The sequence below is a fragment of the Kordia jejudonensis genome, from assembly GCF_001005315.1.
In the GTDB taxonomy this organism is placed as follows: Bacteria; Bacteroidota; Bacteroidia; order Flavobacteriales; family Flavobacteriaceae; genus Kordia; species Kordia jejudonensis.
This window is the reverse complement of sequence record NZ_LBMG01000073.1, coordinates 1-16,769: the sequence shown is the minus strand read 5'-3', so window position 1 is coordinate 16,769 and position 16,769 is coordinate 1. Positions and strand designations below refer to the sequence as shown.

10 protein-coding genes and 1 pseudogene are annotated in these 16,769 nt (G+C 32.6%); 10 read left to right on the top strand and 1 reads right to left on the bottom strand.

Annotated features, from left to right (window positions below; genetic code table 11):
* Positions 1-838: 838 nt before the first annotated feature.
* The 4 genes from AA089_RS21885 (at position 839) to AA089_RS21870 (ending at position 8,567) form a co-directional block, all read left to right on the top strand.
* The gene (locus tag AA089_RS21885) at positions 839-1,606 is read left to right on the top strand and encodes a DUF6261 family protein (protein WP_046759155.1); all 768 of its coding nucleotides are present in this window, start codon (positions 839-841) and stop codon (positions 1,604-1,606) included.
* A 241-nt stretch (positions 1,607-1,847) separates the two neighbouring features.
* On the top strand, positions 1,848-3,941 hold the full coding sequence (locus tag AA089_RS21880; protein WP_046759154.1) for an HsdM family class I SAM-dependent methyltransferase: 2,094 nt from the start codon (positions 1,848-1,850) through the stop codon (positions 3,939-3,941).
* Positions 3,941-5,278, top strand: a complete 1,338-nt coding sequence (locus AA089_RS21875; RefSeq protein WP_046759153.1) for a restriction endonuclease subunit S — start codon at positions 3,941-3,943, stop codon at positions 5,276-5,278. Before AA089_RS21880 ends, AA089_RS21875 begins: the two co-directional genes overlap by 1 nt.
* A 10-nt stretch (positions 5,279-5,288) precedes the next feature.
* A complete protein-coding gene (locus tag AA089_RS21870) occupies positions 5,289-8,567 on the top strand; it encodes a type I restriction enzyme subunit R domain-containing protein (protein WP_046759152.1) in 3,279 nt (1,092 codons plus the stop codon).
* A 54-nt stretch (positions 8,568-8,621) separates the two neighbouring features.
* On the opposite strand, the pseudogene AA089_RS24360 reads toward AA089_RS21870, so the two are convergent.
* Positions 8,622-8,831 (bottom strand): annotated as a pseudogene (locus AA089_RS24360) (transposase); the annotation flags it as partial.
* 224 nt (positions 8,832-9,055) lie between these two features.
* Here AA089_RS24360 and AA089_RS21865 point away from each other — a divergent pair.
* From AA089_RS21865 to AA089_RS21840, 6 genes are all read left to right on the top strand, one after another.
* On the top strand, positions 9,056-9,676 hold the full coding sequence (locus tag AA089_RS21865) for a hypothetical protein (RefSeq protein WP_046759151.1): 621 nt from the start codon (positions 9,056-9,058) through the stop codon (positions 9,674-9,676).
* Positions 9,677-9,716: 40 nt separating this feature from the next.
* Positions 9,717-12,254 (top strand): McrB family protein, encoded by a 2,538-nt coding sequence (locus tag AA089_RS23960; RefSeq protein ID WP_053002629.1) that lies wholly within the window; start codon positions 9,717-9,719, stop codon positions 12,252-12,254.
* A gap of 2 nt (positions 12,255-12,256) precedes the next feature.
* Positions 12,257-13,531, top strand: a complete 1,275-nt coding sequence (locus AA089_RS21855; protein WP_046759150.1) for an McrC family protein — start codon at positions 12,257-12,259, stop codon at positions 13,529-13,531.
* A gap of 8 nt (positions 13,532-13,539) precedes the next feature.
* Complete coding sequence (locus AA089_RS21850; RefSeq protein WP_046759149.1) at positions 13,540-14,787, top strand: ComEC/Rec2 family competence protein; 1,248 nt, start codon at positions 13,540-13,542, stop codon at positions 14,785-14,787.
* A 558-nt stretch (positions 14,788-15,345) separates the two neighbouring features.
* Complete coding sequence (locus AA089_RS21845) at positions 15,346-15,894, top strand: NUDIX hydrolase (protein ID WP_156169238.1); 549 nt, start codon at positions 15,346-15,348, stop codon at positions 15,892-15,894.
* Positions 15,895-16,560: 666 nt separating this feature from the next.
* Positions 16,561-16,769 (top strand): hypothetical protein (locus AA089_RS21840; RefSeq protein WP_046759147.1); only part of this gene is annotated, 209 nt, incomplete at its 3' end.

The following is a 16,769-nucleotide window of genomic DNA, read 5'->3' as shown; positions in this document are numbered from 1 at the left end:
AAACGGTCAACTCTATTTAGGGAAGTACAATAGTACTTTTTACCAAAACCCAAAACCCAAAACCCAACACCCAACACCCAACACCCAACACCCAACACCCCAATTATGAATTAAGAATGATGAATTATAAATTTAGAATTATGAAAGTATTTATTAAGTAACCTAGAACGAAAAAAAAAGTTCACACTACGTTTAAATCACAAACAAAATTATCTTCCCAGCAACCAACAACCAACACCCAACAACCAACAACCAGCAACCAGCAACCAACACCCAACACCCAACACCCAAAACCCGTAAGAAAACCCACAATCCACTACGGATGTTTTGCCTGAATTTGCAACGGTTTATCACTATTCATAGGAATTGTATTTAAAAAATTACTGAGATTCGTTTTATAAAAATGGACTGCGCAGTATTGTTTTTATAGAGAAACGTTCTGAAATAGCACGCTTGTAAAAAAAAGTCGACGCTTGTAAAGTTTGTAGCATATTTTTCAAAATATTTTTTGAATTTCATGGTGTCAAACCGAAAGGCTTTTGCTGATTGTTTGCCAACGAAAGCCTATTGCAGCATTGCGAGACGCTTTTAAATCCGTTGGAAAGCCTGTTGCAGGTCTGCGAGACGTTTTCAAATCCGTTGGAAAGCTTACTGCAGGTCTGCGAGAACGTTTTCAACACGTCGGAAAGCTTGTTGCAGCGCTGCGAGAACGTTTCAAACGCGTTGGAAAGCTCCCTGCATTGCTGCGAGAAGGTTTCAAACGGCTTTTTATTGCGAATTCCGCAATGAAACACCATAAAAATGTTAAAATATTATCAAATCATTAAAATCGATTATTATGGAAATACCAGTTTTTTCACGCTACAGAAATAGCGAATTTTTACAATACATGAAAGATGTATTAGAACTTGTCAACGCAAATGACGTTGACGTATTGCAATTGACCACGCAACGCGATACGCTTGCTATATTGACGAATCAGATGGATAATTTGTTTCAGCAGGAGCAGAGTAGTGGTATTACCCAAGAACTTATAGACTTGGATGCTAGACGCGATAAGGCGTTTATGGGAATTAAAGCCAGTTTGGAAGCCTTAGGATATCATTATGATGCTACATTACAAGCTGCGGCGCGTAGTTTGTTGTTTAATTTGAATAATTACGGAACTAATATTCCACGCTTGAATTACCAAGCAGAAACCGCCGTGATTGATAGTATGCTTTCCGATTGGGAAACAGAAACCAACTTGGTTGCTGCTGTTACTACAACACGATTGACAGATTGGATTGCGGAGCTAAAAACTGCCAACGAAGTGTTTAACAACCGTTATTTGGCACGTATTTCAGAAGAAGCCGCAACACCAGCAACAAGTTTTACTGCTATTAGAGAAAACGGCACCAACGCTTACAAAGTGTTGGTAGCACATGTAGAAGCGCATGCCACCTTAGGAAGTAACGCTATTCATCAGGAGTTGGTTAATGAAATTTACACCTTGGCAAAGCAGTACAACCAAACCGTCAACCAACGGTTGAACACAGGCAGTACGGATGAAGTCGTTGATGACCAAGTTGCTTCAGAAGATACTACCGATACGAGTGACCTTTAAAATTGAATAGACATGTTAGTTGTATAACCCTTGCAGATCGTTTTATAGTAACATTTGTTTATTTGTAAAACCATCCTTATAGTTTTTAGGAACTGTTTGGGTGGTTTTTTGTTTACGGTTTTCCATACGTATAAATAGTAAATTAGATATAGTATTGTTTATTCTAAGTTATAGCAATGTAAACAGTAATTGTTTTTCTATATTTGAAAAGTCAGAAAATTATATTAACCGAAAACTATCAATGAGTCAAAACATACTACAATACGAATCTAAAGTATGGTCTACTGCTGACCTTTTAATTGGAGCAGGAATAAAACAATCTGATTTCCCAAAATATATGATGCCTTACTTTGCAATGATAATGTTGGAAAGTAGATTGGTAAGACATTACAAAGAATTGTTAAAAGACTTTGGAGCAGATTCTATTGAGGATATAGAAGATATTAATGATTTCTTAGAAGAGTTTAAAGATTATAATATTGGTTACAATGAGGTTATAATTAAACAACACAAAACCTTAGCAGACATCTGTAAAAATGATACAACATTTGATAACGACTTTGATACCTACCTAAAAGCATTCGACCCAGAAACAAAAGAACTTTTAGGAGTAGATAGGGGAAATACAGAAGAAAAATACTTAGATATTTCAGGGTTAAGCGGACAATTACGTAAAAAGAATATTCTTTTTGATACCGTTAAAAAATGGAGTGAGATTGATTTAACACCTTTCAATAACTCTGATATTACAACTCTAGAAGAACATATTAAACGCAAATGGGCAGATATTTCTGCGGAAACTGCCGGAGAGCAATACACGCCAGATGATATTATTGCCTTAATTACAGAAATTATATTATCAAAAATTGAAGATAACGGAGAGTTTCTAACCATTTATGATCCAACGTGTGGTGGTGGAAATCTACTTTTTGGTGTAGAAGATTTAATTCAAAAAAGTTATAGCAGACCTACAAAAACATACGGAGAAGATTGGAGTGATAGCTTATTCGCTTTGGCAAAAATAGAAAGTCGTTTTCGTACCGATTCAGATATACGTTATGGTAACACATTAACTAATATTTCGTTTATAGAAAAACAGTTTGATGTTATTGTAGCAAATCCACCGTATGGAGTAGATTGGAAAGGCTATAAAAAAGACATTGAAAACGATACAACAGAACGATTTCACGCGTTACCATCCATTTCAGATGGTCAATTTCTATTCACGCAACACATTTTATCACAATTAGATGATAAAGGCTTATCTGTTGTTGTACATAACGGTTCTACTTTATTTAGTGGCGATGCAGGTAGTGGCGAAAGTAATATTCGCAAATATTTTTTTGATAACGATTGGGTAGAAGCTATTATACAAATGCCAACAGATGAGTTTTTTAATACAGGGATTTATACTTATTTATGGATTTTCAATAAGAATAAACCAGCAGCACGTAAAGACAAAGTAATCCTTATCAACGGTAGCGATTTTTACGAACCTTTAAAGAAAAGTAAAGGGAAAAAGCGTAAAGAAATGGTATTAGAGAATAGGAAAACCATTGTTAACGCCTTAACCAATTTTGATGATACCGAGTATGCTAAAGTATTTGATAAGTGGCATTTCTATTATAACAAACAAGCTATCATGTTAACAAATGTTGATGAAAATGGAAAAACGTTTGAAGACCAATTACCAGTAAAGAAAAATAAACAAGGCATAGCAATTAGAGCAAAATCTGTAAAACTAAGCCCTGTTAAAATAACACAGATTACAGAAGAGGAAACCATAGAACTTACAGACTTTGAAATTAAAACGGTTGATGCTAAAAAACACAATTCTTTATTAGCCTATTTTAATGATGAGTTAAAACCTTTAATAACTAATTTAGATTATAAAGAGACAGATTTAAAAGTAGTTACAGAGAAAACAAGCTATTATTTTGATGTTGATAAAGAAACGATCATTGAAGAAACAAAAGACAGTAAAACAGCATTAGGCTGCGGTAAAATAGTAATCAAAGCATCGTATAAAAAGGCAACAAAAACAAAGGAAGCTTCTATTGTAATTACAACAGAGTTAACACCTGATTACGAGAAAGATTATGAGATCATACCATACGCACCAAACGAAGAAGACAACCAACAAAACATTGCCAATTTTATGGCAAAATACATTACCAAACCTTTTCGATATATAGAAAATACCATTGGTGTAGAAATTAACTTCAATAAAGTATTCTATAAACCAGAAGAGTTACGTTCACTACAAGAAATTACTGATGACTTACAAGACTTAGAAGATGATTTGTTAAACCTTGAACAAGAATTAGCACTTTAATGGAAAAGTATAACAAGTATAAAGATTCTGGTATTAAGTGGTTAGGAGAAATACCTGAACATTGGGATGATAGTCATTTAAAAAGAGTTTGTAGGTTAATTAAGGATGGTACACACGCATCATTTAAAAGAGTTGATAAAGATGGTTTCCCATTATTAAGTGTTAGGAATATTGTAAATAATCAATTCATAAATTTAAATGATGATAGTCTTATTTCTAAAGAAGATTATCTATCAATAGTTAAATCATTTAAGATTTGTGAAGGAGATATTCAATTAGCTATTGTTGGTGCTACAATGGGTAAAGTAGCTGTTGTACCAAAATTGCCACCTTTTGCAACACAGCGTAGTGTAGCTACAATACGAGTTAATGATAAATATTTATTTAATAGGTTTTTATTTTATTTTATACAAGGTGTAAAGTTTCAAGGATATTTATGGAATAATACTAATTACTCAGCTCAGCCAGGTATATATTTAGGAGCAATACAAACAACAAGCGTATTTGTTCCACCTCTAAAAGAACAAACCCAGATAGCCAATTATTTAGATGCTAAAACCACTGCAATAGATAAAAAAGTAAACTTATTACAACAAAAAATAAAACACTACAAAGCCTACCGTAAAACCCTAATTAATGAAATCGTTACCAAAGGTTTAGATAAAACGGTAAAACTAAAAGATAGCGGTATTAGTTGGATAGGTGAAATCCCAGAGCATTGGGAGGTTAAGAGGTTAAAGGATATTTTACGAAAAAAAATTACTGATGGTCCTCACGAAACACCTGAATTCACAAAGGAAGGTTATCCTTTCATGTCAGTTGATGGTATTCAAGATGGTGAATTAACCTTTGAGGGTTGCAGATTTATTAGTGAAAATGATTTTAAAAAATATAGTAAAAAAGTTGTAATTGAAAGGAATGATTTATTTATGGGAAAAGCTGCTTCTACTGGTAAAATTGCTAGAGTAAAAGTTGACTTTCCTTTTACTGTGTGGTCACCAATTGCTGTAATAAAAGTATTAAAGACAATTAATTCAACTTTTATGGAATACTTTTTTAAGAGTGAAAAAGTGCAAGTTCAAATAGACTTTTTATGTACTCATAACACTCAAAAGAATATTGCAATGAAAGATATACCTAAAATTATGTTAGTTCTTCCGCCATTTAAAGAACAACAACAAATAGCTGATTATTTAGATGCTAAAACAGCAACAATTGATAAAATTGTAAAAAATATAGAAACTCAAATTGCCACCTTAAAAGAGTTGCGTAAAACACTTATAAACGAAGTAGTAACTGGTAAAGTAAAGGTGATTAAGTCTACCGAAATCAAGTAAGCGCATAATTATGGATGAACTAATACTACAAGACAAATACTTAATGAACTTCTTTACCAATCGTGCAGATGGGTTACAATATAAAGAAGTAAAAGCAAATACAGTCTCTAAATTACATTTTGTAGTAGAAGATTTAAAATATTTTATTAGTGAAACAAAACTCAATAAAACAGCCTACCGTAAACTATTAAAAAAGTTTGATAATAACGAAAAGCAATTACTACAAGAATTTCAAGAAGAACTAAACGAGCGTATTGGGAAATCTAAAAACATGGCATTGTTTATAGGTAGTAATCAGTCTGTCACATTTAAAGGTGTTAAAATCAACTTGTTTTACCCAAGTGGTAGTATTACGCACGGAGATACACTATTTAACGAAAATCAATTTTCAGTCGTGCAAGAATTACCATACATATACAAGCATCAAGGAAAGACAAAATTTAGCTTTCGTCCAGATATTACTTTTTTCTTAAACGGTATCTTTTTAGGCTATTCAGAATTAAAATCTAACTACAACAACCAAACAGCCAACAAAGACGGTAAAATAAAAATAGCAAATGATTACCAAAAAGCGGTAACCAGTTATTTAGACATTGCAGACGGTAACGATGCGGATAAAAGTATTCGTAAAGACTTTTTAAAGATATTTGAAAAAGCCATACATATTACCACTACAGACGTTCAAGATACGTTTATCATCAGAAATATTTCCAATCAATTTGATGAAATTAAAACGCAAGTAGAAAGCAAAAGTTTTGATTTTGATAAAAATTACAAACCTAATATAAAAGATGCTTTAAAACCGTATCCTTTAAATAATTTAGAAGCAACTAAGCAACAACGTTTTGAAGAGGTATTTAAAGCATTATACGGTAAAAAAATGATAGAGCGTGAAATCCTCTATTATAATTTTATAGAGCGTGAATTGGTAAAGTCGGAAAAAACAAGGCAAAAAGAAAACAAGCATAATGATGGTAGATTAATAGCACCAAGACCTAAACAGAAGTTTGGAGCAGATAAAATCATCCATAAAATAGACGAGTTCTTAGCACACGAAGATGAGCCAGATTATTTTATAAATAAATTGCGTCAGCAACTAACCGAAAAAGGGGTAGGAACGGCTCAAATAGAAGAATTAATACATAAAAGGCAAAAGTATCAAAATAATAAAAATGTCTATTCCTTACTTTTACAATACGCAGCAGGATTTGGTAAAAGTAATATCATAGGTTGGAGTTCTTTAATGCTAAAAGATTTACGAAAGAATGATGAATTTGTCTATGACAAAATCATGTTGGTCGTAGATAGAGTACAGTTAAGAGATCAATTAGATAGCAAGATGTATAATATGAACATTGCAAATAGTATGTTCATAGAAGCAAATAATCAAAAATCATTTTTAGAAGCTTTAAACACAGACAAACGTATAGTAGTAGTAAATCTTCAAAAGTTCAATTCAATTAGAGAGTTTTTAGATGATGAGGTAGTACATAAATTATCTGCTATGCGAATTGCCTTTTTAATTGATGAAATACATCGTTCTAATAGCGGACAACAACATGAAGAAATGGTATCGTTATTTGATGAATTGCAACACAGTTTTGATAGTAACAAAGCATACAAGAAAACATACAAAAAGAAAAATTTAATCATAGGTTTTACAGCAACACCAAGCGATGTAACCTTAGCACGCTTTGGAGAGTATAACAAATATGCAGAAGCCGAAAAAATATGGGTTCCATTTGATAGCTACACCATGAAAGAAGCTATTGAAGATGGTTATATTTTAAATCCAATAAAAGGTATTGTTCCAGTATCTGCTAAAATGTATTTTGAAAAACCAGACAATATAATTGAAGGTTTTGAAGGTGATAGCGGTTATTATCAGGAAATGCCCAACAATCCAGATACAGGTGTTGATGCAGATGGTAAAAAATACAGAATACGAAAAAAGAATATTTACGAAAACGAAGAACGCATAGAAGCGATTTCAAAGTTTGTATCAAAACGGTTAGTTTCTGCAATATATCCTAATATTAAAGGATACGCAAAAGCAATGTTTGCGGCTTCATCTATTAAAGCTGCAATAAAATATCGTAAATACATCAAACAGTATTTTGAAGAGTTAATTACAGAGAAAAAACACGAACGTTTTAAAAATGCTCCTATCTATATTGTATATAGTTCAGATGGTCAAAAACACCAAAGTGCCACAAAATTGAATAACAACAAATCAGAAGCTAAAGTTTTAAATGATTTTTGTAAAACAGATAAAAATGGTTTAATCATAGTCGTAGATAAATTACAAACAGGCTTTGATGAGCCTAAACTGCACACTTTATTTTTAGATAAAGAAATAAGAGGTATTAATGCCATACAAACTATTTCAAGAGTAAATCGTACCACTAAAAATAAAAACGATTGTAAAATTATAGATTTATCTTATAAGAATGTAAATGTTACTAATATAAAACAAGCATTTGAGCATTTCAGTAATGTTGTAGTAAGCGATTTTGATCCACTAGGTCAAGAACAATTATTACAAGAAATATACGAGAATCTAAAGCTGGCAGTTATTTTTAAAAATCATTTTGAACCATTTAAAGCGTATCAATTAGGAGATAAAAAAGATATAGCAGCAATTCTAGATTTTGAAAGTGCAGTATCACAATTGGTAAGAAAACAACCAGAAGAAGCTAAAAAACTAAAACAAAGCATCAATAAGTATTTTAAAATCTTAAACTTAATTGCATTTGTTATTGAAATAGATGATAAGTATAGCGAAGAAAATTTTACAGAGTTTTGGTATAGATATAGTGTTTTATACAATTCATTAACAGGTTCTACCGAGTTAATAGATGATGTTGAGGTTTACTTTGATAACAGATTAGGTATAGTTGCACCGCCAGAAGAGACTGAAAAGCCAAAACCAAAAACAGGAGTTAGTGAGCCAGGAGCTGCATACGGTAAACAATACAAGTTTGATATACTAGCAGTAATAGAAAAGCGCAATGAAGAAGAAGAAGAAATCGAAGCTTTAATACTAGATTTTCAAAATAAAATCGAAACCTTTTTTGAATATGTAAAATTACCAGAAAACGGGAAACATATAATCGCGAAAATGAAAGACGAAGGATCTGTTTTTGATGATGAAGAGATATACAGTGACTTTGCAAAGATCTACAGAAAGTATATTAGAAGAAATAGAAAGACATTAGGGCAGTTTTTTATTAAAGAAACTGAAGATATAGTAAACCAATTATGTGATGATTTTGAGAAACAAATATAATTATGAGACACTATCCTAAAAAGTGTGTAAGTTCCAAACTCAGGGTTAAATTATTTATAGTTTAATCCTTTTTTCAAATATAGCTAAAAATTGATTGAGTATAATTCCCCAATTTCTAATAGGCATTGTCCATTTTTTGGTACTTTCCCTTATTGCTAAAAATACAGATTTCATCACGGCTTGATCAGTAGGAAAAGAGAGTTTGTTTTTGGTATACTTTCTAATTTTTCCGTTTAGATTTTCAATCAGATTAGTGTTATAAATATAGGAAATATAGTTGTTGGTTGCTAGTTATTTGTTGTTGGGTTTTTAGGTTTTTGGTTTGTCGGTTGTGGGTTTAACTCACAACTCACAATAGATTACTATTTTTAAATATAAACGAATACATAAGTGCTTTTTTCTTACTTTTAGGAGATGTACTGACAAAACTGTTTTTGCGGGAAACCGTAAGGTATTGGTTTATAGTATTCACAGTTTTAAAAACTAAAATGGATTTAACACAAATACAACAATACATCAACGAAAAAGTAGATGCAATTGTAACAAAAATCGTGAGCAATATTGATAACGATGCTTTTTACCACAAAGGAACGTTTAATACAAAAGATTTGCCTGATCATGAAGGATATACCGTATTCGCAAATAGTGATGATACATTCAGAGAAAATTCAACTTTATATGATCCACTAGACAAGTTAGAAAATCATCATTGTATGTATATATTTGAGTTGGATTCCGCAGAAGCTGCTCAACAGTTAAATATGGAAATTAAGAAATACAGGAGTTTAAAAGGAACCATTAATAATTATAAAACGGTTCCACCTACAAACTCCTATAATGGAGATGGTAAGTATTTTTATATTGGTATTCGTAGAGGTTTTCAACGAACCAAAACAGGTGTAACTAATATCGTTAGTAGAATGAATCAGCATTTGGGATATTATCATCACCCGCATACGCAAGGCTTACAATTGTACGAATATGCCAAAGGAAAAGACTTCAATATTACTTTAAAAGTGATCGCTTTTGAAGGAATTGAACCATATTTGCTGAACATCATCGAAAAGAAAGTTGCACAAATATTACGACCGCTTTGTGGTAGACATTAAGGTAATAAAAGTAAAGTCAGACAAAATTTAAAAAGTATACATGAAACAATTTACTTGGATTCCGTTTTTTAGGGAAATAGAAGATAAGATATATATTATAAGTCGTGAAAGCAATCGAGATGAACGCTTGATTAGCGCTTTACACGAGGTGGAAATTAAAGCTGGTTTGAGTGATGAGGAAAAAGGACAAAAATTTCCATTGCAACAAATAGATCCGTTTTCTTTTTTAGCTATGTTTTTAAAGTATGGAGTAGCGCGTAGAATAACATACTTTAGAAGATTGAAAGAAGATTGGCGTTTGTCTGCGTCAGTTCCTAAGGATTTTGATGGCCTGCCAAGTGCCAACGCTCGAAAAACGTGGTTGTTTCCCTACAAAGATGAACGTGGTGTAAATGACATATCAACTCTGTGGTTACTTTTTAGACAGCTTCATGAAAGGCAAATTGACGATGAGGTATTTAGAGATGTTTTAAAGATAAAAAATGTAGGCTTTACAAGGTTGACACAATGTCTTTTTTGGTTTGCTCCCGAAGACTACTTGCCAATTGATGCTCACACAAAACCTTTTTTGGAAGATTACAATATTAGTACTGAACTCAACGATTTGCCAAAAGATTATTACACATTGATGAAAGCGGTATCGGATAAATTTACCCGAACCTATTATGAAATCTCTGTTTCTGCCGTGGAGCAAACGCGATATAGACAGCAAAATTTGCAGTTAGCAGGTAAAAAAGATACCAATGATCTTAAACCTTTGGTACCTCAAAATTTTAAAGGTAAAAGCTTACTAGATGATTCCAAAAGCAAACAAAGTACAAACCTAAGCAGCGAAACCGAAGATACACACCTTAAAAATAATTACTACTGTGTAGCATTTTACAAAGGAGCTGACGAAACTCAGTACAATCGTTTTATAGAAGAAGGGATTTGGGAAAGTGGATATGATGAAAAATTCTCCAAAGAAATTAACAATGTGCAAGTTGGAGATCAAATAGCCTTAAAAACAGCGTACAACGGAAAAGGAGCCAATAACAAAACAGTTTCTACGACAAAAATCTTCAATATTGGAACTGTGGTTGAAAATCCAAAAAATGGCAAAACGCTTAAAGTTGATTGGCAAGAAAACTTTGAACCGTTTGAATTGCAAGAAAAAGGCATATACCGAAAAACCATCAGCAAAGTACAAAACGATGACAATATCGATTTGATATTTCGTCATCAACAGCAAGCAGACAATGCAGAAAACGAGGAAATTCCCTCACTCGGCGTAGACGTTAGCGAATTGGCTCTAAACACCATATTATACGGTCCGCCAGGAACAGGGAAAACCTATAAGCTACAAAAAGAATACTTTCCTTTATTTACCACAAAAAAAGAACAAGTTACAAGAAAACAATATGTCGAAAATATCATTAGTGAGTTGAGTTGGTGGGAAGTGATAGCTTTAACGTTGTTAGACATAGGAAGACCAAGTAAAGTTGCGGATATTAAGAAGCATGAATTTATTCAAACTAAAAACGGTCTTTCTGAAATTAAAAGCTTGAATGCCCGTATTTGGTCACAATTGCAAACACATACCATAGAAGAAAGTGCAACAGTTAATATTTCTAAAAGGTCTTCTACAAACCTAATTTTTGATAAAACGGAAGATTCCTTTTGGTTTCTTGTTGAAAAAGCCGAAGAACTTACTGAAAATTTAGAAGATATTTTAAATGAGATAAAAGATTATACATCACAGAGCGCAGCAAACATCAAACGCTACAAATTCGTTTCCTTTCATCAATCATTTAGTTATGAGGATTTTATTGAAGGTATCAAACCTGTAATGTCAACGGAAGATGCACCACAAACCGAAATTGTCTACGAAATACAAAAAGGCGCTTTTAAACAATTATGCGAACTCGCAGAAAAAGATCCAAACAATCCGTATGCACTATTTATTGATGAAATCAATCGTGGAAACATCTCAAATATATTTGGAGAACTCATTACGCTTATCGAAAAAGACAAGCGTAAAGGTGAACCAAATGAATTGAATTTAGCGCTTACGTATTCGAAAAAAACATTTAGTGTTCCTAATAATGTGTACATCATCGGTACCATGAACACAGCCGATAGAAGTGTAGAAGTATTAGACAACGCGTTGCGACGACGCTTTGCCTTTGTGGAAATGTTACCAGATTATGAAGTGTTACAGGCGATTGAAGATATTGACACAAAATATTTGCTAGAAACCATCAACAACAGACTGATCGCTTTGCTAGATAGAGAACATCAAATTGGGCATTCATACTTTATGAATCTTGATACGATGGCTGAACTGATGGAAGTATTTAATAAAAAGATCATTCCGCTATTACAAGAATATTTCTATAATGATTATGATAAAATCGGCATGGTTTTGGGCGATGATTTTGTTAAAAGACGTTCGTCAGATGTTAAATTTGCGTCCAATTATTCTGCAGAAGACGAACCCGAAATCAATACAACGTACGAACTTGTGTATCACTACGATAGCGAAACGTTTGTACAAGCATTACAATCCGCAGGGTTACAAGTAACTGAAGAAGCATAAGTGTGAGAGCTACAAAACTCATACAAGTATTTGAACATGAAACGTTACGCGTTGGCGCTTCATATATAAACATGAACGATGATGCGGTAGTCTTTACGCGAGCGCATCTGAATGCGTTACGTGATTTTAATACGCGGTATGAAAGTTCATTCTTCAAAATACAAGAAAAAAGCGTAAAGTTTTCAAGTTATGTTGGTGTGGTTCAAATTGAAGATGTTATCATAGAAATTCTTCCCAAAATAGACAAAGTTAGTGATGATAAGCGTTTGTGGCGTGATGTGTTGATTCATATTCTAAAAATTACGGAAGACTTTAAAATCAGACAGACCGATACCGCAAGTGTACGTGCGCAAAGAGTTCATTTGTTGGACATATTTTTTGAAGCGTATATAAAAGAAGTTCGCACTTTAGTTCGCAAAGGATTGATCAAAAAATACATTTCGGCAGCATCGAATAAAAATGTCCTAAAAGGACGTTTACAATTTGAAAAACATTGCACTAAAAACTTGATTCATAAAACGCGTTTCTTTACGACGCAACATCAATACACAACAGCACACGCATTGCATTTTATTCTGGCAAAAGCATTACAAATCATAGCAAGTAAAAACAAAGGAACTGAACTCTATAAAAATTGTCAAAAACTGTTGTTGCATTTTCCTGAATTCAAACACAAAACACTGACAAAGAAAGATTTGGAAAGTGTAAAAATTACTCGTAAAAACGCCTATTATGAAAAAGCAATACAACTCGCCAAAGTAATCATTCTCAATCTTGGACCAGACATTGTCGATGGAAAACAAGAAATGATTGCCTTATTATTTGACATGAATGCACTTTGGGAAAAATACGTACTTAAAGCCTTGAAAAGAGAAAAGTATCAGCATAAAGATTTAGAAGTTGAAAAAAATCCTAAATGTATATGGAAAACTAATACACTAAAACCAGATATTGTTATTTATAAAGGAGAAGATACCTATATTTTAGACACAAAGTGGAAAATTTTAAAGAACACAAAAACACCAGGTTCGGAAGATATACGACAAATATATACCTATTGTAAATTTTGGAATAGTAAAAGAGGAGTATTGATTTATCCAAGTCATCAAACAGTAAAATTTGACTTTCACAATTATGAAAATGATTATGATGAGCCTAAAGTACAAGCTGCAATTGGTGAAATATCAGTTTTTAAAAATAGTACAAAAGACAAGCTTCTTTTTGATACAAATCTCGGAGCTGAAATCTTGAAACAAATAGGAGTTGAAAAAATATAAATATAAATATGAAAATAAGTGCTAAATTCAAATTTCATCCCATAGGACAAGGTTGCTTTTATACAGGATTAATTCCGTATGATGACAAGGAATTTGTGATGGTGTATGATTGCGGTTCTGTGAGTTCGGGTTTGTACTTAGAGGAAGCGATTACTACGTTTGACAAAGAATACAATCATATTGACTTATTAGTCGTTTCTCATTTAGATCAAGACCATTTTAATGGAATTCAAAAGCTACTAAGTACAGGCATTTCAGTTGATAGAATCATCTTGCCATATTTATCTTTAGCAGAAAGGTTGGCACTTGTTGCAACTACAAAAGACACTAGTGAAATTTTCATACTTTTTATGATGAATCCAGTTGTGTACTTGCGCACAAATAACTTTGAAATAAAAAAAATCTCTTTTATTGAAGGAATTCAGAATGATGAAGAAAATAGATTGAATGATAATTTTCAAAACGATTCTTATTTTAAAAATATAAATTATGATGATAACGATAATGATCCGATACAAGGTTTTAAAGAAAATCAAGAATTACGTCGAACAGTAGCAGAAAAAGATTCGAGATTATTAGGTACTAACGTAGAATTCTTACCCTATAATACAATTTTACAATTAGAAACAAGTACTAGAGAAAGACTTTGGGAGTTTATCTTTTACTATCGAAAACCTAAATCTTTGGATGATTTTGAAAGATTTCAAAAAGCAGTTAGCGAATACTTGAAAAGTATGGGTATTTTTACAAGTTATAACTTATTTGATAAAAGGCATCTGACAGCATTAAAGAAATATTATTCTAAATATTTGAAAATTTCAGTAAATCAGAGTTCGATTTGCCTATATCATGGAGCTACTAGAAAAGCTAGAAGTTGGTTCCCAGATGAAGAAATGTTAATGAAAATAAGTACCTCTAAATTGAAATTGATTTACGCCATTCCTAGAACGGGAACTATGTTAACAGGAGATCAAGAATTCAGATTTGAAAATTATTTTGAATTATTTTACAGTTACTTTAGATCAAAAATTGAGAATGTTTCAGTTTTTCAAGTGCCACATCATGGTAGTAAGAAAAATTGGGTATTTCATGGAAATACACTTTACGATCATAAAATTGATTTCTACGTAATTAATCACGGTTTTGGTAGAAAACATCATCCGCATAAAAGTGTCGTCGATAATTTAATAGATAACATTGGTAAAACAATTGTATTGAATAACGAATACGCTGAGTTTCCATATTCAATTTTATAAACTTTAACAAAATGCCAAAACCCAAAGGACAAAAAAACACCAAAAACAAAGCCAAGCACACCAAGCTCCTACAGCGCAAACTCAACAAACAGCGCGCAGAAAAAGAAGCTACGAAATCAAGGCTAAAGGCGATAGTGCGGAAAGCGAATGAGGCTAAGAAGAATGAGGATTGTTGATTCGTTGATTCGTTGATTTGAAGATTTGGTAATTTGAAGATTTGGTTTGTTACTGTGGAGGAGAGAAGTTAACTACTAGTTAAAACTAGATTCCGCATCAAGTGCGGAATGACAATATTGAGTTTTGAATTGGAACGAATACTTTTAATAAGGACCAAGCAACCAGCAACAAATGTAAAATGTAAAACCGCAAAATCTAAAGTGTAAAAGTATTTTCGAATAACAAATAACAAATAACAAATAACAAATAACGAAGTTAAAATGTTGAATGCCACATGTTAAATTTAAAATTGGAAAATAGTACTTTTTTACCCAACACCCAACACCCAACACCCAACACCCAAAACCCAAAACCCAAAACCCAACACCCAATTCCTGAATAATGGAACAAATCGACATTCTAGACCAACACGGAAAACCCACAGGTGAAATCCTTCAGAAACGCGAAGTGCATCGACACGGACATTTTCATGCGTCAACGCATTTGTGGTTGTATACGAAGAGTGGAAAAGTAGTTTTACAATTGCGTGCGGCGATCAAACCGAACTTTCCAAACTGTTGGGACGTTTCTGTGGCGGGACATATTAGTAGTGGGGAAACTGCTTTGCAAACCGCAGTCCGAGAAGCAAAAGAAGAACTCGGAATTACAGTACTAGCCGAAAACTTACAGCACATCGGACGTTTCCGAATCGATTACCAACACGCAGAAGATTATATTGATCGGGAATTCATCACGATATTTGCTTGCGAAATTCCAGATGCACCATTACAAACTACTCTCCAAGAAGAAGAAGTCGCCGATGTGACACTCATTCCATTAGCAAAAGTAGAAGCGGAACTTGCCAACGCAGAACTTGCTAAAAAATATGTACCGTTTAACAAAGCGTACGCCGTTGAGGTTTTTGAAAAACTGAATGATTTGTTTGACTAGTTGGTAGTATTGAGATATTAGTATTGAGAGGTTTCAAAATATGTGTATTGGTTAATTTTATAATTTGAAAATGTGTCAATTTGAACAAACAATCTGCTATATTGATTCTCGGGAGTTTGGCTTAAACTTACGATAGGAGCAAAGCACCAACTCTTTACCGAATGCCGAAGTTAAAATGTTGAATTCTAAATTGGAAAATAGTACTTTTTTACCCAACACCCAACACCCAACACCCAACACCCAACACCCAACAACATCCCAATTATGAATTAAGAATGATGAATTATAAATTTAGAATTTTGAAAGTATCTATCAAGTAACCTAGAACTTTAAACCTTGAATTGAAAAGCAGTTTATAAGTTTAATTATTTACGTTTTAATTTGAATAATAGTAACAAATTTACCAACAACCAACAACCAACAACCAACAACCAGCAGTTGGTTAATTTATGTGCGTCTGATTTTCAGTAATTTAAAAAATAAAGAGTCCGAAAAAGGGTCGATTTCTATGCTTTTCGGTACTCTGAAACGGTACTCTTATAGCCCCTTTAACTTACCTTATTTTCACTTGATTTTTCTGTATTCAATAAATAAATTTTTGAGTACAAAAATACCGCTAAATGGTTATCTGTTTTTCTATGTATTTCTAATAAAATTACATGAAAAATGATAAAAAATAATCGAACAAAAAGAAAATCTATTTTAGATGGATTAGATTTGGATTCCATTACAAAATCTACCAATCCATTAATTGATAAGAAAAAGGTATTGAAGCATCCTATCACAAAATTAGTTATCTGTGGTATTGCCATTTATGGAATACTCAAAGTTTCAAAATACTTTATAAATGCTTATGCAGAACTTATTCGGGCTTC